General features: G+C 68.3%; 16 protein-coding genes. 4 read left to right on the top strand and 12 right to left on the bottom strand.

Annotated features, from left to right (window positions below; translation table 11 throughout):
• The first annotated feature begins 79 nt into the window (after positions 1 to 79).
• Complete coding sequence (nosP, locus tag UN84_RS02170; protein ID WP_046079312.1) at positions 80 to 1,249, top strand: nitric oxide-sensing protein NosP; 1,170 nt, start codon at positions 80 to 82, stop codon at positions 1,247 to 1,249.
• A complete protein-coding gene (locus UN84_RS02175; protein ID WP_046079311.1) occupies positions 1,233 to 2,582 on the top strand; it encodes an ATP-binding response regulator in 1,350 nt (449 codons plus the stop codon). Before nosP ends, UN84_RS02175 begins: the two co-directional genes overlap by 17 nt.
• Here the strand turns inward: UN84_RS02175 and UN84_RS02180 are convergent.
• The gene (locus UN84_RS02180) at positions 2,579 to 3,286 is read right to left on the bottom strand and encodes a response regulator (RefSeq protein WP_046079310.1); all 708 of its coding nucleotides are present in this window, start codon (positions 3,284 to 3,286) and stop codon (positions 2,579 to 2,581) included. The two genes, UN84_RS02175 and UN84_RS02180, sit on opposite strands and share 4 nt — an antisense overlap.
• 157 nt (positions 3,287 to 3,443) lie before the next feature.
• Here UN84_RS02180 and exaC point away from each other — a divergent pair, with 157 nt between their 5' ends.
• A complete protein-coding gene (exaC, locus tag UN84_RS02185) occupies positions 3,444 to 4,964 on the top strand; it encodes an acetaldehyde dehydrogenase ExaC (RefSeq protein WP_046079309.1) in 1,521 nt (506 codons plus the stop codon).
• Between the two features lie 156 nt (positions 4,965 to 5,120).
• Positions 5,121 to 6,146 (top strand): alcohol dehydrogenase AdhP, encoded by a 1,026-nt coding sequence (gene adhP / locus UN84_RS02190; protein ID WP_173834944.1) that lies wholly within the window; start codon positions 5,121 to 5,123, stop codon positions 6,144 to 6,146.
• Between the two features lie 191 nt (positions 6,147 to 6,337).
• Here the strand turns inward: adhP and betT are convergent, their stop codons facing one another.
• From betT to UN84_RS02245, 11 genes are all read right to left on the bottom strand, one after another.
• Positions 6,338 to 8,389: a choline BCCT transporter BetT gene (betT, locus tag UN84_RS02195; protein WP_046079308.1), complete on the bottom strand. Its 2,052-nt coding sequence runs from the start codon at positions 8,387 to 8,389 to the stop codon at positions 6,338 to 6,340.
• Positions 8,390 to 8,573: 184 nt separating this feature from the next.
• The gene (locus tag UN84_RS02200) at positions 8,574 to 9,257 is read right to left on the bottom strand and encodes a hypothetical protein (protein WP_052719359.1); all 684 of its coding nucleotides are present in this window, start codon (positions 9,255 to 9,257) and stop codon (positions 8,574 to 8,576) included.
• 111 nt (positions 9,258 to 9,368) lie between these two features.
• On the bottom strand, positions 9,369 to 10,082 hold the full coding sequence (locus UN84_RS02205) for a response regulator (protein ID WP_046079307.1): 714 nt from the start codon (positions 10,080 to 10,082) through the stop codon (positions 9,369 to 9,371).
• Positions 10,079 to 11,515, bottom strand: coding sequence for an ATP-binding protein (locus UN84_RS02210; RefSeq protein ID WP_035594877.1), 1,437 nt, complete (start codon positions 11,513 to 11,515; stop codon positions 10,079 to 10,081). Before UN84_RS02210 ends, UN84_RS02205 begins: the two co-directional genes overlap by 4 nt.
• An 85-nt stretch (positions 11,516 to 11,600) precedes the next feature.
• The gene (locus UN84_RS02215; RefSeq protein ID WP_173834945.1) at positions 11,601 to 12,650 is read right to left on the bottom strand and encodes a LacI family DNA-binding transcriptional regulator; all 1,050 of its coding nucleotides are present in this window, start codon (positions 12,648 to 12,650) and stop codon (positions 11,601 to 11,603) included.
• A 171-nt stretch (positions 12,651 to 12,821) separates the two neighbouring features.
• Complete coding sequence (locus UN84_RS02220) at positions 12,822 to 14,468, bottom strand: alpha-amylase family glycosyl hydrolase (protein WP_046079306.1); 1,647 nt, start codon at positions 14,466 to 14,468, stop codon at positions 12,822 to 12,824.
• 69 nt (positions 14,469 to 14,537) lie between these two features.
• On the bottom strand, positions 14,538 to 15,644 hold the full coding sequence (locus UN84_RS02225) for an ABC transporter ATP-binding protein (protein WP_046079305.1): 1,107 nt from the start codon (positions 15,642 to 15,644) through the stop codon (positions 14,538 to 14,540).
• Between the two features lie 46 nt (positions 15,645 to 15,690).
• Positions 15,691 to 17,313, bottom strand: a complete 1,623-nt coding sequence (locus UN84_RS02230; protein ID WP_046079304.1) for an alpha-glucosidase family protein — start codon at positions 17,311 to 17,313, stop codon at positions 15,691 to 15,693.
• 26 nt (positions 17,314 to 17,339) lie between these two features.
• Positions 17,340 to 18,182 carry a carbohydrate ABC transporter permease gene (locus UN84_RS02235; protein ID WP_035594861.1) on the bottom strand — a complete coding sequence of 281 codons (843 nt, stop codon included), beginning with the start codon at positions 18,180 to 18,182 and terminating at the stop codon, positions 17,340 to 17,342.
• Complete coding sequence (locus UN84_RS02240; protein WP_046079303.1) at positions 18,179 to 19,153, bottom strand: carbohydrate ABC transporter permease; 975 nt, start codon at positions 19,151 to 19,153, stop codon at positions 18,179 to 18,181. The genes UN84_RS02235 and UN84_RS02240 overlap by 4 nt, the downstream gene beginning before the upstream one ends.
• 12 nt (positions 19,154 to 19,165) lie before the next feature.
• A complete protein-coding gene (locus UN84_RS02245) occupies positions 19,166 to 20,434 on the bottom strand; it encodes an ABC transporter substrate-binding protein (protein WP_046079302.1) in 1,269 nt (422 codons plus the stop codon).
• Positions 20,435 to 20,739: the final 305 nt, after the last annotated feature.

Raw genomic sequence — 20,739 nt, forward strand, 5'->3', positions numbered from 1 at the left:
CCTGGCATCGGACGCGGGGCGTTGTGGCCGTGGCCGGCCGCCGCCTACACTGCGCAGATCGTCGTCTCGCGAGGTCGCCATGCCCGCTGCTTCCGCCTCTCCCGCTTCTTCCCACCGGCCCGCCTCGCCGCGCACGGCCGCCAGCGACAGCCTCGACCCCGAACGGGCCGCCGCCGAGCTGTCCGAGGCGCTGGCCGGGCCAGCGCTCGGCTTCGTGCTGTTCTTCTGCAGCGCCGACTATCCGCTGGCGGCACTCGGCGAAGCCCTGGAGCGTGCCTTCGCCCCTGTGCCCCTGGCCGGCTGCACCACGGCCGGCGAGATCACTCCCGTGGGCTACGGCCGCGGCTGCATCGTGGCCATCGGCTTCGACCGGCCCGAGTTCGCCATCGCCTGCGCGCGGGTCGCCGACCTCGACGCCTTCGCGCTGCCCCAGGCGCAGCGGATGGTCGACGGCCTGCTCGCCGACTGTCGTCGCCGGTCGCCCGGCGACGACGTTCGTCCCTTCGTGCTGACCCTGCTCGATGGCCTCTCCAGCCGCGAGGAGCAGGTGCTGTCGACCCTCGAGGCCGCGCTCGGCGGCATCCCGAACTTCGGCGGCTCCGCCGGCGACGACAACCGTCTGAGTCACACCTACGTCTATGCCGATGGCGGCTTCCATGATGCCTCGGCGGTGGTGGTGATGATCGCCAGCCGCCGGCCCTTCGAGGTCTTCACCACCCATCATCTGCGGCCACGCCGCGAGAAGCTGGTGGTCACCGCGGTGGACCGGGAGCGGCGGCGGGTGCTGGAGCTCAATGCCGCGCCCGCCGCCGAGGAGTATGCCCGCCTGGTGGGGCGTTCGGTCACCGAGCTCGACCCCGGGGTCTTCGCCCACCATCCGCTGGCGGTGCGCATCGGCGAGTCCCACTACGTGCGCTCGATCCAGCGGGTCGACGACGACGGCGGCCTGCGCTTCTACTGTGCGGTGGAGAACGGCATCGTGCTGACCGCCATGGAGCCGGCGCCGCTTCTCGAGGAGCTTTCCGGAATGCTGGAGGGGCTGGAGCGACGCCTCGGGCCGCCGGCGCTGATCCTCGGCTGCGACTGCTTCCTGCGGCGCCTGGAGCTGGAGGCCCAGGGGCGGATGGAGGAGGCCTCGCGTCGGCTGGCCGAGGCACGGGTGGTGGGCTTCAACACCTACGGCGAGCAGCACCAGGGACGGCACATCAACCAGACCTTCACGGGGGTGGCGATTGGATCTCGGGACTGAGCGAGCGGACATCGAGCCCGCCACCGAGCGCGAACGCGCGCTGGTGGAGGAGAACGCGCGACTGCGGCGCATCTGCGGCGCGCTGATCGAGCGGGTGGAATCCGCCGGCATGGCCGACGGTGCGCCCTACGGCGCCTTCGAACACGCCGTGCTGCTCGCCGAGCAGGTGCGCGAGCGCACCGACAGCCTGCATCGCACCCTCGAGGCGCTGGAGGAGGCCCGGGCCGAGGCCGAGGCGGCCAATCGTTCCAAGACCCGTTTCCTGGCCGCCGTGAGCCACGACCTGCTGCAGCCGCTCAACGCCGCCCGCCTGTTCGCCAGCGCCCTGGAGGACCAGGCCCTGCCCGAGGCGGCGGCGCGCCAGGTCGGCCATATCGGCCGTTCGCTCAAGGACGTCGAGGCGTTGCTCGGCACCCTGGTGGACATCTCGCGGCTGGACGCGGGCGTGCTGACGCCGGATATCGCGACCTTCCCGGTGGCCGAGCTGCTCGACGTCATCGCCGAGGAGTTCCGCCAGCTGGCCGGTGCCCGGGGGCTCGACTTCCGCTACGTGCCCAGCGAGGCCGTGGTCAGCTCCGACCTGGCGCTGCTCGCCCGGGTGGTGCGCAACTTCCTGACCAACGCGGTGCGCTACACCGAGCACGGCCGGCTGCTGCTGGGCTGCCGGCGCCGCCGCGACGGGCTCGAGATCCTGGTCGGCGATACCGGGCCCGGTATCGACGAGGCCCAGCAGCAGGCGATCTTCCTCGAGTTCCGTCGCGCCGTGAGCGAGCCGGCCGAGGGCGATCGCGGCCTGGGGCTGGGGCTCGCCATCGTCGACCGCATCGCCGCCATGCTCGATCACCCGCTGCATCTGGCCTCGCGGCCGGGGCGCGGGGCGCTGTTCTCGATCCGGGTGCCCTATGGCCGGCGCGAGGAGGCGCCGACGGCGGAGGTGCCGCCGGGCATGCACGATCTGAGCGGGGCGCGGGTCTGGGTGCTCGACGACGACCCGGCGATCCTCGAGGGCATGGCGGCGCTGCTGGAGGGCTGGGGCTGTCGGGTGCGCTGCGCGGCCACGCCGGCGGCGCTGGAGGCCGCCGGCCGGCGCGAGCGCGCCGACCTGCTGCTGGTCGACTACCAGCTGGCGCCAGGCGACCCGGACGGGCTCAGCGTGGCGGACCGGCTGCGCCGACGCCACCCCGGGCTCGGCGTGGTGGTGATCTCCGCTCATCAGGATGGCGAGCTCACGCAGCGGGCCCGGGAGCGCGGCTACGACTGCCTGCTCAAGCCGGTGAAGCCGCTGCGGCTGAGGCTGTTGATCGCCCATCGGCTGGAGGCGGGCGGCGCCTAGTCGTGCTGTGGCGTCGTGGGCGACAGGCGTGCCAGCCGGGCGGCCAGCTCACCCTGGTCGGCGGCCAGGATGGCCTGGACCCGGCTGCCGACGTTGAGCTTGCGCAGGATCGCCGAGACATGCGTCTTGACCGTGGTCTCGGCGATGTCGAGATCCCGGGCGATCACCTTGTTGGCGTCGCCCCGCACCAGGCGGGCGAGCACCTCGAGCTGCTTGTCGGTGAGGGCGTCCAGCGGCGAGGGCGCCTCCGGGGTGGGGGGCGCGGCGAACGAGGCATGATCCTCCAGCGTGGGCGAAGGCGGACGGCGCATGATGTCCGGGGGCAGGTAGATCTGGCCGCTCAGCACCTGGCGCAGCGCCTCGAGCATCGCGCGGCGCGGCGTCGACTTGGGAATGTAGCCCACCGCGCCCAGGGCGATGGACTCGAGGATCAGGTTGCGTTCGCGCTCGGCGGAGACCACCACCACCGGCAGCGCCGGACAGGCCTCGCGCAGCCGCTCGAGCCCGGCCAGCCCGGCGGCATCGGGCAGCCCCAGGTCGAGCAGCAGCAGGTCGAGCTCTTCGCTCTCCTCGGCGATGCCCTTCAGGGCATCCTCGAGGCTGCCGGCCTCGAGCAGCCGGCAGTTGGGCAGGCCGGCACGGATCGCCGCGCCGATCGCCTCGCGAAACAGTGGGTGGTCGTCGGCCACCATCAGGGTGTTCATGGGGGACTCCTTGGAACGCTCGGGCGCCGGTCCGTCTTTCCCTGGGCCCTCCTACCGAAGGAGGAGGCGTTCTCCTGCCATCGCAGTATGTCCTAGACGTCGGGGCTGGCCAAGACTGGGGTGGCAGTCACATAACCACAACAGCGGGAGACACGCCATGATCTACGCCAACCCCGGAAGCCCCGAGTCCGCGGTGAGCTTCGACGCGCGCTACGGCAACTACATCGGCGGCGAGTTCGTGCCGCCGGTCAAGGGCCAGTATTTCGACAACGTCAGCCCGGTCAACGGCAAGCCGTTCTGCGAGATTCCCCGTTCCACCGCCGAGGACATCGACAAGGCGCTGGACGCCGCCCACGCCGCGGCACCGGCCTGGGGCAAGACCTCGGCCGCCGAGCGCGGCAATATCCTGCTGAGGATCGCCGACCGCATCGAGCAGAACCTCGAGCTGCTGGCCGTGGCCGAGACCTGGGACAACGGCAAGGCAGTGCGCGAGACCCTGAACGCCGACCTGCCGCTGGCGGTGGACCACTTCCGCTACTTCGCCGGCTGCATCCGCGCCCAGGAAGGCACCGCGGCGGACATCGACGCCAATACCGTGGCCTATCACTTCCACGAGCCGCTGGGCGTGGTGGGGCAGATCATTCCCTGGAACTTCCCGATCCTGATGGCGGTGTGGAAGCTGGCGCCGGCGCTGGCCGCGGGCAACTGCGTGGTGCTCAAGCCCGCCGAGCAGACCCCGGCCTCGATCCTCAAGCTGATGGAGCTGATCGGCGACCTGCTGCCGCCGGGCGTGGTCAACGTCGTCAACGGCTACGGCGCCGAGGCCGGCCAGGCGCTGGCCACCAGCACCCGGATCGCCAAGATCGCCTTCACCGGCTCGACCCCGGTGGGCTCGCACATCCTCAAGTGCGCCGCCGAGAACATCATTCCCTCCACCGTGGAGCTGGGCGGCAAGTCGCCGAACATCTACTTCGCCGACATCATGGACGCCGAGCCCGAGTTCATCGACAAGGCCGCCGAGGGCCTGGTGCTGGCCTTCTTCAACCAGGGCGAGGTGTGCACCTGCCCGTCGCGGGCGCTGATCCAGGAAGACATCTACGACGCCTTCATGGCCAAGGTGATGGAGAAGGTCGCGACCATCACTCGCGGCAACCCGCTGGACACCGACGTCAAGGTCGGCGCCCAGGCCTCCCAGGAGCAGTTCGACAAGATCATGTCGTACATGGAGGTGGCCCGCGAGGAGGGCGCCGAGTTCCTGACCGGCGGCGACAAGGAGCACTTCGATCCGGCCTATGACAGCGGCTATTACATCCAGCCGACCCTGCTCAAGGGCCACAACAAGATGCGCGTCTTCCAGGAGGAGATCTTCGGCCCGGTGGTGGCGGTGACCACCTTCAAGAACGAGGAAGAGGCGCTGGCCATCGCCAACGACACCGAGTTCGGCCTCGGCGCCGGGGTCTGGAGCCGCGACATCAACGTCGCCTTCCGCATGGGCCGCGGCATCCAGGCCGGCCGGGTGTGGACCAACTGCTACCACCAGTATCCGGCCCACGCCGCCTTCGGCGGCTACAAGAAGTCCGGCGTCGGCCGCGAGACCCACAAGGTCGCCCTCGAGCACTACCAGCAGACCAAGAACCTGCTGGTCAGCTATGACACCAATCCCCTCGGCTTCTTCTAGGAAAGACTGACGTGTCGCTGTGCCAGTGACATGGCGCCGTCATTCCCGGAAAGCCCCGACCCCGGGCATCGAACCCGGGGCATTCCCTCCCTGACGCAGCCTGCTCCGTCGCCTCCGGCGGCGGGGCTCCCCTACCCGTTGTTGAGGAGAAAGCACATGGACAGCACGATGCAAGCCGCCGTGGTGCGGGCCTTCGGTGAGCCGCTGAGTCTCGAGGAGGTCGAGGTGCCGCGGCCCGGGCGCGGCGAGATCCTGGTCAAGGTGGCCGCCTCCGGCGTCTGCCACACCGATCTTCACGCCGCCCACGGCGACTGGCCGGTCAAGCCCGAGCCACCCTTCATCCCGGGGCACGAGGGCGTCGGCCACGTGGCCGCGGTGGGTGAGGGCGTGACCCATCTCAGGGAAGGCGACCGGGTCGGCGTGCCCTGGCTGTATTCCGCCTGCGGCCACTGCGAGCACTGCCTGGGCGGCTGGGAGACCCTCTGCGAATCGCAGCAGAACACCGGCTACTCGGTGAACGGCGGCTTCGCCGACTACACCCTGGCCGATGCCGGCTACGTGGGGCGTCTGCCGGACAACGTCGACTTCCTCGAGATCGCGCCGGTGCTGTGCGCCGGGGTCACCGTCTACAAGGGCCTCAAGATGACCGACACCCGCCCCGGCCAGTGGGTGGTGATCTCGGGCATCGGCGGGCTCGGCCACATGGCGGTGCAGTACGCCCGGGCCATGGGGCTCAACGTCGCCGCGGTGGACATCGACGACGACAAGCTGGCGCTGGCCAGACGCCTGGGCGCCAGCGTGACGGTCAACGCCCTGACCACCGATCCGGCGGCCTACCTGAAGCGCGAGATCGGCGGCGCCCACGGCGTGCTGGTCACCGCGGTCTCGCCCAAGGCCTTCGAGCAGGCCCAGGGCATGGTGCGCCGCGGCGGCACCATCTCGCTCAACGGCCTGCCGCCCGGCGACTTCCCGCTGCCGATCTTCGATACCGTGCTCAACGGCATCACCGTGCGTGGTTCCATCGTCGGCACCCGCCAGGACCTGCAGGAGGCCCTGGACTTCGCCGGCGAGGGCAAGGTCAAGGCCACCGTCCACGGTGACCGGCTGGAAAACATCAACGACGTCTTCCAGCGCATGATCGACGGCAACATCGAGGGCCGGGTGGTGCTCGACATGCAGTAGGCCGTGGGCGAGCCAGGGCCCGGCAAGCGGCAACAGAACGAGGCGGGGCACGACGTGAGTCGTGCCCCGCCTTCTTTCGATGCTCGGTCGGGCATGCCTCGGGCATCGAGCGGGACAAGGAACCGATAGGCGGGCCGGACACGACGACGGCGACCCGAGGGTCGCCGTCGCCAGGGCACGGAGCGTCAGACTCAGGCCGGATTCAGGTCCTGGGGCGGTTCGCCCACCGAGCCCGGCATCGCCTGGACGTTGGCGTTGTCCTGACCGGCCCGGGCCAGGAAGTAGAGATGGCGCTCGTACTCGGTGACCACGTTATGGATCACCTGGGCCCGGGTGTAGCCGTTGAGGTCCTGCTCAAGCCCGCCCTCGTTGAGGTAGACGTCGAAGCGCACGTAGTAGTCGTCGTCCACCGGCAGGAAGCTCGGGGTGCGTAGGCGGTGGGCGCGGACCTGGTAGACGAAGCTGGCGGCGTCGTCGAAGTCCACCTGCAGGGTCAGCTGGCGCAGCGGCTCGCCCTCGACGGCCTCCTCGGTCACCGTGGCCGTCTGGCCGCGGCTCTCCAGCTCCTCGGCGAACTGGCGCAGGGCCGGCCGGATGGCGTGCTCGAGGGTGGCGGCGGCGCCGGCGCGGTTGGAGGTGTCCAGCGCCCGGTCGAGGCGCTCGCGCCAGTCGCTGTGGGTGCCGGTGGCGCCGATCTGGCGGCGGGTGTCGGCCTTGGTGCACTCCAGCTTCAGGGCGCGGCTCATGCCGGCCATGATGGCGAAGATCACCAGCGAGAAGGGCAGGGCGGTGATCACCACCGCGCTTTGCAGCGCCGAGAGGCCGCCGGCCATCAGCAGCGCCACGGTCACCAGGCCGATGGTGGCCGACCAGAACACGCGCAGGCGGATCGGGGCGTCGTGGTTCACGTCCGACAGGATGGAGGTGAAGTTCGCCAGCACCAGGGCGCCGGAGTCGGCGGAGGTGACGAAGAACACGATGCCGAGGATGGTCACCACCGAGGCGGTGATGCCGATGTACGGATACTGTTCCAGGAAGGTGTAGATGGTGGTCTGCGGCGCGCTCAGCGCCTGCTCGCCGAGTTCGACGAGGCCCTGGTTGGCGACCATCTCGATGCCGCTGTTACCGAAGATCGACATCCAGGCCATCATGAAGCCGAGCGGCAGCAGCAGGGCGCCGAGCACGAATTCGCGGATGGTGCGGCCGCGCGAGATGCGGGCCAGGAACAGGCCGACGAAGGGCGTCCAGGCGATCCACCAGCCCCAGAAGAAGATGGTCCACCAGCCTTTCCACTGCTGGGCATCCTCGCCGGCGAAGGCGTAGGTGTCGAAGCTCTTGCCGACGAAGCTGCTCAGGTAGTCGCCGGCGTTGAGCACCATGGCATCGAGCAGGTGCAGGGTGTTGCCGGCGAACAGCACGAACAGCAGCAGCGCCACGGCCAGCGCCATGTTGAACTCGGACAGGCGGCGGATGCCCTTCTCGACCCCGGTGATCACGGAGATGGTGGCCAGGATCATCACCAGCACGATCAGCACCACCTGAGTGGCCAGGCTCTCGGGCACGCCGAACATGAAGGTCAGGCCGTAGTTCAGCTGCATCACGCCGATGCCGAGGCTGGTGGCGATGCCGAACACGGTGGAGATCACCGCGGTGATGTCCACGGCATTGCCGATCGGGCCGTTGATGCGCTTGCCGAGCAGCGGGTAGAGGGCGCTGCGGATGGCCAGCGGCAGGCGATGGCGATAGCTGAAGTAGGCCAGCGCCATGCCCATCAGCACGTACATGCCCCAGCCGGACAGGCCCCAGTGAAGGAAGGTCTGCGGCACGGCGGCGCGCATGGCCGCGGCGCTCTCCGGCGCCATGTCCGGCGGCGTTAGATAGTGCGACAGCGGCTCGGCCACGCAGAAGAACAGCAGGTCGATGCCGATGCCCGCGGCGAACAGCATCGAGGCCCAGGACAGCAGCGAGAACTCGGGCCGGGCGTGGTCGGGGCCGAGTCGGATGTTGCCGACGCGTGAGCAGCCGATGGCGATCACGAAGACCAGATAGACCACGGCGGCCAGCATGTAGTACCAGCCGAAGGTGTCGCTCACCCAGGCCAGGGCGGCGTCGAAAAAGGCGCCGGCCTCCTCGGTGAACGTCATGGTCAGCACCAGGAAGACCAGAATGCCTGTCACGCTGCCGTGAAAGACGGTGCGATTGATGCGATCTCGTCGCTCGGGATGGGCGGTGTAATCCGACATTCGCAAATGACTCCTGTCGCAGGGGCGACTTCTTTTTTTGAATGAACGTTCAAATAAAATACGCACATCCCCTGATGCCTGCAACAGCACGGATCGCAAGGCGAAGTATTCTTTTGCTTTCGGACACGAAAACGCCCGGCCAGTGGCCGGGCGTGGTGTGCTGTAACTTTATGAAATTTAAGCGTTAATAGGCGTCTTGCTCGGCCCGCTCGGGACCGCCATGCGAGCCGGGCTTGCCGTGATGGCCTCGCTCGCCGCGATGGCCCGGGCCGTCATGGGGCGGGCGCATGGCCTGCTCCAGCTCGGCGATCTGGGTCTCGCTCAGGAGCTCGGCCAGGGCATCATGGTGCTGGTCGCGCATCGCCTTCCAGGCCTGGCGGCGTTCGTCTCGCGAGTCGAACGACTGGGCCTTCAGCGCTTGGGCATCATCCATGAAGGCGTGGTGCAGCTCGTCCAGCGACTGGCGGGTCTCGTCGTCCAGGTCCCAGCCGTCGATCACCGCATCGACCCGGGCCTTGATCGCCTCCCGCGCCTCGGTGCGATGTTCCTGGCGGATCTGCTGGCGGGCCTCGTCCAGGGCCGCGCGCTGCTCGTCGTCGAGGATCCCGTCGATCTGCTCGCGATAGTCCTGACGCAGTTCCTGGATGGCCTCGCGATGCGCCTGCTGGGCCTCGGCGAGCTCGTCACGGGTCTCGGCATCGATGCCGGCGCGGTCGAACATTGCCTCGCGCTGCTCGGCGTGGAAGCCGGGCTGGCCATGGGCCTCGCCGTGGCCGGGGGCGGCGCTGGCGGAGAACGCCAGCGGCGCGATGGCGGCGGCGAGCAGGGCGGGGGCGAACAGCGTGCGGGTCAGGTGCGTCTTCTTCATCTCGGGCAATCCTCTTGGCCTCGAATGGACACCTTCACTGTCGCCCCCGGGTGTGCAAGCGGTTTGCAGCCAGCGTGCAAACTTCGAGGACGCCGTCCGGCTCGTGTCCTGTCACTCCTCAGGCTGGTACTTGTAGCCGACGCCGTAGACCGAGCGGATGATCTCGCGCTCGGGCCAGATCTCGGCGATCTTCTTGCGCAGTTTCTTGATGTGGCTGTCCACGGTGCGTTCGGAGACGATGCGATGGTCGCGGTACATGTGATCCATCAGCTGCTCGCGGGAAAAGATGCGCCCGGGGGAGTGCATCATCACCCGCAGCAGCTGGAACTCCACCGCGGTCAGCCCCAGGTCGTGGCCATCGGCCAGCGCCCGCCAGCCCTCGTCGTCGAGGCTCAGCTGGGCCTCCTCCGGTGCCTCCTCCGGCGCGGTGGCGGCGCGGCTGCGACGCAGCACGGCCCGGGCTCGGGCCACCACCTCGCGGGGGCTGAACGGCTTGCAGATGTAGTCGTCGGCGCCGAGCTCCAGGCCCAGCAGGCGGTCGACCTCCTCGACCCGGGCGGTGAGCATGATGATCGCCACGCCGGGCCAGCGCTGGCGGATCTCGCGGCACAGCGTCAGGCCGTCGGTGCCGGGCAGCATGAGGTCCAGCAGCACCAGCTCGGGCAGCGCCTCGCGCTCCTCCAGCCAGGGCATCACGGCGTCGCCGTGCTCCAGGTGATGCGGCGCGAAGCCGCTGCCCGTCAGGTAGTCGGCCACCAGGCGGGCGATCTTGGGTTCGTCCTCGACGATCAGGACGGTATCGGTCGCGAGTTCCGTTGTGCTCATGCGTCTTCCTCCCTGAGCTGATGATCGGCGATGGCGGGAAAGGTCAGGGTCCAGCATAGCCCGTCGAGCGACGAGGCACTGGGCGTCATCTCGGCGCCGTGGGCACGGGCCAGGGCCATGGCGATGGAGAGGCCCAGGCCGCTGCCGCCGCTGGCGCGATTGCGCGAGCCCTCGACCCGGTAGAGGCGCTCGGTGAGCCGCGGCATCTCCGCCTCCGGCACGCCGGGCGCGCTGTCTTCCCAGCACAGCCGGTAATGGTCGCCTACCGCAGTGAGCGTGACCCGCAGCCGTCCTGGCGTGTGGGTGTAGGCACAGGTGTTGTCGAGCAGATTGGTCCACAGCTGGCGCAGGCGCTGGGTGTCGCCGCGGATCCAGGCCGGGCCGGGGATGTCGGTCTCGAGCGTGATGTCGGCATCCTTCAGCCAGGTGCCGGCCTCGTCGAGGCGATCGCCCAGGCTGGCGGCCAGGTCCAGCGGTGCCAGCTGCACCTCCAGGGCGCCGGCATCGCTCTGCGACAGCAGCCGAAGGTCGGCCACCAGGCGCTCCAGCTGCCCGACCTCCTGGCCCAGCGAGCCGAGGCTGTCGAGGTCCAGCGGACGGATGCCGTCCTGCATCGCCTCGATTTCGCCGCGCAGCACGGCCAGCGGGGTGCGCAGCTCGTGGGCGATGTCCGAGACCCAGCGGCTGCGGGCCTCGCGGCTGGCCTCCAGGGTCGCGGCCAGCACGTTGAAGTCCCGCGACAGGCTCGACAGTTCATCGCGGCCGCGTTCGGGCAGGCGGATGCTGTAGTCGCCCTCGGTGAGCCGGCGGGTGCCGAGCATCATGCCCCGGGCCCGCCGCCCCAGCCACCAGGAGAGCCCCCCCGCGAGCAGCAGCGAGGCCAGTCCCAGGGCGCCGACGATGATCGTCAGGTTGCGCTGCTGCTGTGTGAGAAAGATGCGATCCATGCGCGCCATCAGCTGCTGTGGCGGACGATAGCCGAGGGTGCCGACCCGCTCGCCGTCGCTAACGATGGGCAGCCAACGCAGCTCCGCGGCCTCGAGATCGTTGTCCGGCGGCAGGCCGATGACCGGCAGGCCGCCGGCGTCGTGGAGCACGAAGTCCTTGGGGTCGCCCAGGCGGCGTTCGATGCCCTCAGGTGGCGCCTCGCCGGGCCACAGCTGGCGGCGCACCACCTGATGCCAGGCCCGTGGCGACTGGCGCAGCCACTGCCAGTCGCCGCGCCTTGCCCACTCGTCGGCGAGCCCGGTGGCCAGGGTCTCGGCGCGGCGGGTCTGGGTCCGGTCCAGGTACTCGATGAAGCCCTGGTCGAGGCTTCTCGACACGGCAATGAAGACCAGCCCCGAGATGGCGACGTTGACGATCAGGATGATCGCGAACAGCTTGACGCCGAGTCGGGACACGGCCGGATTCAGGGCGTGGCGAAGGGACATGGCATGGGCTCTCGGCTGAACGGGCAAAGTGCCCTAGCGTAGCGCACCGGGTCACCGGGAGGATGCAATTCCGGTGCAAGTCCGCTCAGGGGCAGCTTTCGCCGATCAGCAGCTCGGTGGCCAGCAGCCGGGGGCTGGCAGGCTCCAGCCCCAGCACCATGCGTGCCGCGATGCGGCCCTTCTCGACGCTGTCCTGGCGCACCGTGGTCAGCCGCGGCGAGCGGTACTGGCCTTCGGCGATGCCGTCGAACCCGGTGATGCGCAGATCCTCGGGAATGCGAATGCCACGCCGTTCGGCCAGGGTCAGTACCGTCAGGGCGATGCGGTCGGACATGCACAGCAGCAGGTCGGGCCGCTCCTCGTCGGGGAGGTCGAGAATCGCCTCGATCACCGGGGTGCAGACATCGAAGGTGTTCTCCTCGATGTTCCACATCGGCAGCCTGGCGGGATCGATATCGTGCTCGGCGAAGGCCTGGAAGAAGCCGTCCAGGCGTGCGCGGGTGATGGTCTGATCCGCCGACAGCAGTGTCTGGTCGTCGCCGATGCGACCGTTGCAGGCCTGCTCGGTGAGGCGCAGGTTGATGATGCCGGCGCGACGCGGCGGACTCCTCAGCGCATGACAAGCGATGGCATGTGCCGCGGGCGCGTTGTCCACATGGACGCTGGCCTGACCCGAGATGTCGAAGTCCACCGCCACCTGGGGCCGTTGCGAGGGCAGGTCGCCGAGCAGCGATGGGCTGGGCATCAGGCCGTAGACGATGAAACCGTCGGCGATGCTCGCCGAGCCCGGCATGCGATCGTTCGCCTGTCGCCCGGATAGCAGCAGCAGGGTGTGGCCATGGGCGTCCAGCACCTCGGCGATGCCCGACAGCAGTTCGCTGGCCACGGCATCGTTGAGGCTGTAGGTCAGGCTCTCGGCGAGCAGTACCGCGACGATCTGCGAACGGCCGGTACGCAGGCTGCGCGCCTTGGCGTCGGGGCCGCGGTAGCCCAGCTGGCGGGCCTCGGTGAGGATCCGTTCGCGCAGGTCCTGGGACAGCTGGTCCGGGCGGTTGAAGGCGTTGGACACGCTGGCCGTGGATACGCCGAGGTGTTGGGCCAGCTCCTTCAGGGTGATGCGGCGTGACGAAGACACGGGATGGCTCGCTTCTCTGGCGGCGATACAGGGTCGCCTCTGAATCGATTTAGTTAGGGGCCTATCCTAGCCGCCCCTGGCGGCGATGAACAGTGACCGAGGGCCGCTTCATCGGCAGTATGCCCGCCCGTGCCATGGCGCGGGCGGCATGGTGAGCGGCGCCGTACGGCGTCAGGCCCAGGCCAGCCAGGCGGCGGTACCCGGTCTCAGGCTCAGCTTGCGTTCCTTCAGGGCAGGAGACGGCATGCCTGGCAGGTCGAGGGCGCGGCCCTCCTCGGGGCCGGCATCCAGCGCCTCGAGGTCGATCTCGATCGGTGCATCGCCATGGCCGAGATGTGCCAGGCACAGCAGGCGCTGGCCGCCCCGAGTGCGGATCACGCCGAAGACCTCGTCGGGCAGGGCCTCGGGAGCGATCAGCTGCTGGTCGCCCTGACGCAGGAGGTCGCTGTCGGCGCGCCGCCGGAGCAGCTGGCGGACCCGGTTCAGCAGGCTGTCGGCGTCCTTGTCCTGTCGTGCCACGGCCAGCGGCCGGTGACGCGACTCGATCGGCAGCCAGGGAGTGGCGCCTGCGTCACAGAAGCCGCCGTTGGCGGCCTCGTTCCATACCATCGGAGTGCGGCAGCCATCCCGGCCCTTGACCTCCGGCCACAGGTTGATGCCGAACGGGTCCTGCAGGTCCTCATAGGCCAGCTCGGCCTCGGGCAGGCCCAGCTCCTCACCCTGATAGAGGCACAGGCTGCCGCGTAGCGAACAGAGCACCGTCAGTGCCAGCAGGGCGCGTTCCTGGCCCCAGCTGCTGGCGCTGCGCTGGACGTCGTGGTTGGAAAGTGCCCAGCAGGGCCAGGTGTCGTCGCCGAGTTCGGCGAGGCGCGCCAGGACGTCGTGGAGCTCGCGCGCCTCACCGGTGCTGTCCAGCAGGTCGAAGGTATAGGCCATGTGCAGGCGCGATTCGCCGGCGGTGTAGGCGGCCATGGTCGGCAGCGGATCGTTGCCGCCGATCTCGCCCACGGTGGTCGAGCCCGGGTATTCGTCGAGCAGGGCACGGACACGCTCGAGGAACGCCAGATTCTCGGGCTGTTCGATGTTGTGTCGCTGGCACTGGTAGCTCTGCGGGTTGCCGGGCCGGCGTTGCGCAAGAGGCATCGGCGGATTGTCGGTGAGGGCGCGATCGTGGAAGTAGTAATTGACCACGTCGAAGCGGAAGCCATCGACGCCGAGTTCCAGCCAGAAGCGCAGGTTGTCGAGCTGCGCCTGCTGCACCTCGGGGTGGTGGAAATTGAGGTCCGGCTGGCTGGGCAGGAAGTTGTGCAGGTAGTACTGCCGGCGCCGGGCATCGAAGGTCCAGGCGCGACCGCTGAAGGCCGCCATCCAGTTGTTGGGCGGATTGCCATCGGGCTCGGGGTCGGCCCAGACGTACCAGTCGGCCCTGGGATTGGTGCGGTCCTGGCGGCTCTCCTGGAACCAGGCGTGCCGGTCGGAGCTGTGCGACAGCACCTGGTCGATGATCACCCGCAGCCCGAGTTCGTGGGCGCGATCGATCAGCGTGCGGAAGTCGCCGAGCGTGCCGAACATCGGGTCGACGTCGCGATAGTCGCTGACGTCGTAGCCGAAGTCGTCCATCGGCGAGGTGAAGAAGGGCGACAGCCAGATGGCGTCGACATTGAGGCTCGCCACGTGCTCGAGCCTCTCGGTGATGCCCTGGAGATCACCGATGCCGTCGCCGTTGGCGTCCATGAAGCTGCGTGGATAGATCTGGTAGAGGGTGGCGCCGCGCCACCAGTCGTGTCGAGCGTCGTGCTGGTCGTGAGATAACGGCATGCGCGTCTCCAGAGACGGGAGCCGGGGCTCCCGTCACCAAGGGAAAGGAAGGGGGAGGAGGGCGTCGGTTCAGGCGGCGCGACGCTGGCCGGCAAGCGCCAGTGCCCGGTCATCGGCATCGAACAGATGCACGTGCTGGAGTTCGGGAGCCAGTGCCACCCGTTGGCCGACGTCCCAGCGGCTCGGGGCCTCGCTGCGATGGATCAGCAGGGTGTCCCCGGCCTTGGGCTCGAGGTAGACGTAGACCTCGTTGCCCAGGTACTCGACGTTGACGATCTCGAAGGCGTTGTCGCCCTCCGCTTCGGTCAGGTGCAGGTGCTCGGGGCGTACGCCGAGGGTCAGGCCGGTGCCTTGGGCGGCGCTGCCAGCGTCCTGGGGCAGGGCCAGCTCGCCGAGGCCCGGGGCCTGGACCTTGCAGCCGTCGCCATCGCTGCCGAGCAGCTCCGCCGGCATGAAGTTCATGGTCGGCGAGCCGATGAAGCCGGCCACGAACTTGGTGGCCGGTTGCTGATAGAGCGTCTGGGGGCTGCCGACCTGCTCGACGCGGCCGTCGCGCAGCACCACGATCTTGTCGGCCAGGGTCATGGCCTCGACCTGGTCGTGGGTGACGTAGACCATGGTCGAGCCCAGGCGGTGGTGCAGGCGGGCGATCTCGTTGCGCATCTGCACGCGCAGCGAGGCGTCGAGGTTGGACAGCGGCTCGTCGAACAGCAGGATGCGCGGCTCCCTGGCCATGGCGCGGCCCATGGCCACGCGCTGGCGCTGGCCGCCGGACAGCGCCTTGGGCTTGCGGTCGAGCAGCTCCTCGAGCTGCAGGATGCGGGCGGTGGCCATCACTCGCTGCTCGACGGTCTCCTTGTCGGTCTTGGCCAGCTTGAGACCGAAGGCCATGTTCTCGTACACCGTCATGTGCGGGTAGAGGGCATAGGACTGGAACACCATGCCCACGCCGCGTTCGCGGGGCGGCAGGTCGTTGACCACGTCGCCGGCGATCCTGAGCTCGCCGTCGGTGATCGATTCGAGCCCGGCGATCAGCCGCAGCAGGGTGGACTTGCCGCAGCCCGAGGGGCCGACGAAGACCACGAATTCGCCGTCGCCGATCTCGAGGTCGACGTCCTTGATGATAGGGGTGTGGCCAAAGACCTTGTTGAGCTTTTCCAGGGTCACGCTTGCCATCTGGCGACTCCTCGCCGGCCCCCGGGGCCGGCGTTGTTGTGTAGTGTTAACGGTCGAGCTGGAGAAAGGCGGCCTGGTAGGGCGGCAGGGTCAGCGTCGCGCCGTCCAGATCGGCGGTGAAACCATGACCGCCGAGCAGGGGGCCGGCCATCGGCAGTGTCGTGCTACGCGTCTCGTCGTCCAGGTTGAAGACGCACAGCAGCGTCTCCTCGCCTCTCTTGCGGAGGAAACCGAGCAGGTCCTGGCCGACGTCGACCAGTTCGAGGTCGCCGTCGACCAGCGCCGGGTGTTCGCGGCGGAACGCCAGTAGCCGACGGGTGGCATTGAGCACCGAGGCGGCGTCATCCTGCTGGCGCGCCACGGCCAGCGGCAGATGGCGGGCGTCGACCGGCAGCCACGGCTCCACGGCCTCGGCGGTGAAGCCGGCCCGCGGCGCATCGGTCCAGGGCATCGGCGTGCGGCAGCCGTCGCGGCCCTTGAATTCCGGCCACAGCACCTTGCCGTAGGGATCCTGGATGCGCTCGAAGGGCACCTCGGCCTCGGGCAGTCCCAGCTCCTCGCCCTGGTAGAGGCAGACGCTGCCGCGCAGCGACAGCACCATCGCCAGCGCCACCTTGGGATAGGCCAGCGGGTCCTCGTCGGCGCCCCAGCGCGTCGCGCTTCTCACCACGTCGTGGTTGGACAGCGCCCAGCATGGCCAGGCGTCGCCGGCCAGACGCTGGAAGCGTTCGATCACTTCGCGGATATAGGCCGGCGAGTGGGGGTCGTTGAGCAGGTCGAAGCCGTAGGCCATGTGCAGCTTGTCGCCGCCGGCGGTGTACTCGGCCATGCGCTCGAGGGGGTTGTCATCGCCGATCTCGCCCACCGTGGTGGTACCGGGGAACTCGTCCATCAGCGCGCGCAGCTCGCGCAGGAAGTCGAGGTTCTCCGGGCGGCTCAGGTCATAGACGTGGCGCTGCCAGGTGTAGGGATTGCTGTCCGGGGCGCCCAGGGTCTTGGCCGCGCCCGCCGGCACCGGCGGGTTGTCGCGCAGCTCGGTGTCATGGAAGTAGAAGTTGACGGTGTCCAGGCGGAAGCCGTCGACGCCGAGTTCCAGCCAGAAGCGCAGGTTGTCCAGCTGTGCCTTCCTGACCTCCGGGTGATGGAAGTTCAGGTCCGGCTGGCTTGCCAGGAAATTGTGCAGGTAGTACTGGCGGCGCCGGGAGTCGAAGGTCCAGGCCGAGCCGCCGAAGATCGACAGCCAGTTGTTGGGCGGCGTGCCGTCGGGTCTGGGGTCGGCCCACACGAACCAGTCGGCCCTGGGGTTGGTGCGGTCCTGGCGGCTCTCCCGGAACCAGGGATGCTGATCCGAGGCATGGCTGATCACCTGGTCGATCATCACCTTCAGGCCCAGGGCATGGGCACGGGCCAGCAGGGCCTTGAAGTCGTCCAGGCTGCCGAACATCGGGTCGACATCGCGGTAGTCGCTGACGTCGTAGCCGAAGTCGGCCATCGGCGAGGTGAAGAAGGGCGACAGCCAGATGCCATCGACGCCCAGGCTCGCCACGTAGTCGAGCTTCTCGGTGATGCCGGCCAGGTCGCCGATGCCGTCGCCGTTGGCGTCCATGAAGCTGCGCGGGTAGATCTGGTAGATGACGCCGCCGCGCCACCAGCTCAGGTTGTCTTGCATGATCGGGGTCCTTGATGACATGAGGCCTATCCCTTGACGGCGCCGGCGGTGAGGCCGGAAACGATGCGGCGCTGGAAGATCATCACCAGGATGACCAGCGGCACGGTGACGGTGACCGAGGCGGCCATGATCGGGCCCCAGGGCAGCTCGTGCTGGCTGCCGCCGGAGATCAGGGCAATCGCCACCGGCACGGTGCGCTGGTCGTCGGTGAGGGTGAAGGTCAGGGCGAACAGGAACTCGTTCCAGGCGGCGATGAAGGCCAGCAGTCCGGTGGTCGCCATGGCGGGCCACATCAGCGGCAGGAATACCTTGGTGATGGTCACCCAGGGGGTGGCGCCGTCCATGATCGCGGCCTCCTCCAGCTCCATGGGCAGCTGGCGCATGAAAGTGGTCAGCACCCAGACGGTGAAGGGCAGGGTGAAGATGGTGTAGCTCAGGATCAGGCCGCCCGGGTTGTTGTAGAGGTTCAACGCGCGGATCACCTCGAACAGGCCGGAGAGCACCGCCACCTGGGGGAACATCGATACCCCGAGGATGGTCAGCATCACCGTGGCGCGGCCGCGGAAGCGCACCCGGCCCAGGGCGTAGGAGGCGGTGATCCCCAGCAGCAGGGCGATGACCACCACCGACACCGAGATGAGGATGGAATTGAAGATGGCGCGCACGAAGCTCTTCTGGGTGAAGATCTGCACGTAGTTGCTGACGTCCACCGACGACAGCCAGAAATCGACCCGGAACAGCTCGCTCGAGGGCTTCAGCGAGGTGATCACGGCGTAGTAGAAGGGAAAGATGGCGTAGACCATCACCACGGCGATCAGGGCGTAGAGGCCGACGCGCTTGGCGAGTTTCATCAGCTGATACTGGTTCATTGGTCGACTCCCAGTTGACGGCGGCCCAGGTACAGGTAGACGACCACGGCCAGGGCGATGATCAGGAACAGCATCGTCGAGGCGGCGCTGCCATAGCCCACGTCCTGGAACTCGACCAGCTGCTGACGGGCATAGATCGACATGGTCATGGTGCTGGTGGAGTTGGAGGTCAGCACATAGATCACGTCGAACACGCGCAGGGCATCGAGCAGGCGGAAGATCACCGCCACCAGCAGTGCCGGGGTGATCAGCGGCAGGGTGACGCGGAAGAACACCTTGACCGGATGGATACCGTCGACCTCGGCGGCCTCGAAGCAGTCCTTGGGCAGCATCTGCAGGGCGGCCAGCACCAGCAGGGCGACAAAGGGAATGGTCTTCCACACATCGACCATGATCACCGCCCACATGGAGAGGTCGGCATCGGCGGTCCAGGCCAGGGGGGCATCGATCAGGCCCAGCGCCATCAGCAGGTGGTTGATGATCCCGAACTGGTCGTTGAGCATCCAGGCCCACATCTTGGCCGAGACGATAGTGGGAATGGCCCAGGGGATCAGCACCGCGGCCCGCACCAGCATGCGGCCCTTGAACTCGGCGTTGAGCAGCAGGGCGACGACGATGCCGAACACCACTTCCAGCGAGACCGATACCACGCTGAAGTAGACGGTGTTCCACACCGCGTTCCACCACACCGGGTCGGTGAGCAGGCCGTACCAGGCGCCGTCGTCATAGACCAGATAGTTCTCGAAGCCGATGAAGGCCGCGCCGGCGGTGTCCGACAGCGAGGCGTCGGTGAGGCTCAGGTAGAAGGTACGCAGCAGCGGCCAGCCGGCGACCAGCGCCAGGGCGACCAGCATCGGGGTCAGATAGGTCCAGGCGGCGCGGACCCGCTGGCGGCGGACCTTGGTGCCCCGGTAACCCGCCTTGGCCGTGCGCCCCTCGCGGGGGGCACTGTCGGTTGCAGAAGTGGACATGTCGACCTCCGGTTACCAGCGACGACGCTTGATGCGTGACAGCTCGCTGTCCAGCTCGGCGACGGCATCGGCGCCGTCCTGTTCGTCGGTGAGCACGCCGTGCGCGGCGTTGAAGAAGGCGTTGCTGACACGGCCGTAGTTGTCGCCGGTGGCGGCGGAGGGGCGGGCCACGGCGTTGGTGAAGGTGTCGTAGAGGGTGCCGAAGAAGGGCACGGCCTCGAGGACTTCCTCGTCGGCGTAGAGCGAAGTGAGCGTCGGGTTGTAGGCCGCCTCGATGGCGCGCCGCTTCTGTTCGGCCTCGCCGGTCAGGTAGGCCACCAGATCGGCGGCGAGCTCGGGATTCTCGCTGTACTTCGACACCGCGAGGTTCCACCCGCCCAGCGTGGCCGCGCTCTCTCCATTCGGCCCGTGGGGCAGCTTGACCACGCCGACCTTGCCGGCCACCTCGCTGTCCTCGCTCTGGGCCAGCGACCAGGCATAGGGCCAGTTGCGCATGAACACGGCGTTGCCCGACTGGAAGATGCCGCGGGCCTCCTCCTCGGTGTAGTTCAGGGCGCCCCGCGGGGTGATCTCGCCGATCCAGCTCGCGGCCAGGTCCAGCGCCGTGGCGGCATTCTCGTTGTCGATGGTGATCTCGCCGTCGGCATCGACGAGGGTGCCGCCGCCGTGGCTCGCCACCCACTCCAGGGCGTTACAGGTCAGCCCCTCGTAGGCGCGGCCCTGGAAGACGTAGCCCCATAGCTTGTCGTTGCCCGCCTCGCGTTCGGCGGCCTGGATCTCGACGGCGATATCGGTCAGCTGCTGCCAGGTCTCGGGCGGCGCGACGGCGTGCTTTTCGAGCAGATCCTTGCGGTAGTAGAGCACGCCGGCATCGGTGAACCAGGGCATCGCCACCAGCCGGTCGTCGACGGTGTTGTTGGCGACGATGGTCTCGAAGTGGCCCTCGGCGGCATCCTCGCCGAGCGTCTCCTCGAGATCGATCAGGTGGTTGGCCAGCAGGCCCGGCCAGACCACGTCGATCTGCAGCACGTCGATATCGCCGGAGCGCGCCGACAGGATCTGCTGGTAGAGCGACAGCCGCTCGGTGGAGGAGTTGGGCGTGGAGACGATTTCCACGTCGTGGCCGGTCTCGTTCTCCCAGGCCTCGACGCCCTGCTCGCAGAGCGTGAGTTCGGCGCCGACCGCGCCGCAGGAAATGGTCAGCTCGGCCGACAGGGCCGGAGCGGCGCCTGCCGTGCCCAGCAGGGTGAGTCCAGAGGCGATCAGGAACTTGCGTTGCATGGCGTATCCTCGTCACTTGTTGTTGTCGCGTTCCGGCACGGCGATGGCGCATGGAAGCCTGGCCTGCCAGGACGTGTCTTAATCGATTAAGATCTGCGCTCAGTTAAGCGATGCGGAGACGGCGGTGCAACCTAGACTTTGGTCGTGAAAATGGCGACCTTCGACGTTAAAACTTGTTTATTTACTACTTTTTGATGTCTCTCGTCGGGTTTTAGACATAAGTCGTGTGTTTTTCGCGTTACATTCCAACTACCGTCTTAAACGATTAAGTCCGGATGCCCGGAGCTGCCCGGCACCGCTCAACG

This window comes from Halomonas sp. HG01 (genome assembly GCF_000968715.2).
In the GTDB taxonomy this organism is placed as follows: domain Bacteria; phylum Pseudomonadota; class Gammaproteobacteria; order Pseudomonadales; family Halomonadaceae; genus Halomonas; species Halomonas halophila.

What these genes read in the sequence shown, in the direction of transcription:
- UN84_RS02180 (WP_046079310.1), bottom strand. Translation starts at nt 3,286, where the DNA reads ATGAACACCCTGATGGTGGCCGACGACCACCCACTGTTTCGCGAGGCG.
- UN84_RS02245 (WP_046079302.1), bottom strand. Translation starts at nt 20,434, where the DNA reads ATGCAACGCAAGTTCCTGATCGCCTCTGGACTCACCCTGCTGGGCACG.
- UN84_RS02210 (WP_035594877.1), bottom strand. Translation starts at nt 11,515, where the DNA reads ATGTCCCTTCGCCACGCCCTGAATCCGGCCGTGTCCCGACTCGGCGTC.
- UN84_RS02205 (WP_046079307.1), bottom strand. Translation starts at nt 10,082, where the DNA reads ATGAGCACAACGGAACTCGCGACCGATACCGTCCTGATCGTCGAGGAC.
- UN84_RS02235 (WP_035594861.1), bottom strand. Translation starts at nt 18,182, where the DNA reads ATGAACCAGTATCAGCTGATGAAACTCGCCAAGCGCGTCGGCCTCTAC.
- adhP (WP_173834944.1), top strand. Translation starts at nt 5,121, where the DNA reads ATGGACAGCACGATGCAAGCCGCCGTGGTGCGGGCCTTCGGTGAGCCG.
- UN84_RS02240 (WP_046079303.1), bottom strand. Translation starts at nt 19,153, where the DNA reads ATGTCCACTTCTGCAACCGACAGTGCCCCCCGCGAGGGGCGCACGGCC.
- UN84_RS02230 (WP_046079304.1), bottom strand. Translation starts at nt 17,313, where the DNA reads ATGCAAGACAACCTGAGCTGGTGGCGCGGCGGCGTCATCTACCAGATC.
- UN84_RS02225 (WP_046079305.1), bottom strand. Translation starts at nt 15,644, where the DNA reads ATGGCAAGCGTGACCCTGGAAAAGCTCAACAAGGTCTTTGGCCACACC.
- betT (WP_046079308.1), bottom strand. Translation starts at nt 8,389, where the DNA reads ATGTCGGATTACACCGCCCATCCCGAGCGACGAGATCGCATCAATCGC.
- exaC (WP_046079309.1), top strand. Translation starts at nt 3,444, where the DNA reads ATGATCTACGCCAACCCCGGAAGCCCCGAGTCCGCGGTGAGCTTCGAC.
- UN84_RS02220 (WP_046079306.1), bottom strand. Translation starts at nt 14,468, where the DNA reads ATGCCGTTATCTCACGACCAGCACGACGCTCGACACGACTGGTGGCGC.
- nosP (WP_046079312.1), top strand. Translation starts at nt 80, where the DNA reads ATGCCCGCTGCTTCCGCCTCTCCCGCTTCTTCCCACCGGCCCGCCTCG.
- UN84_RS02200 (WP_052719359.1), bottom strand. Translation starts at nt 9,257, where the DNA reads ATGAAGAAGACGCACCTGACCCGCACGCTGTTCGCCCCCGCCCTGCTC.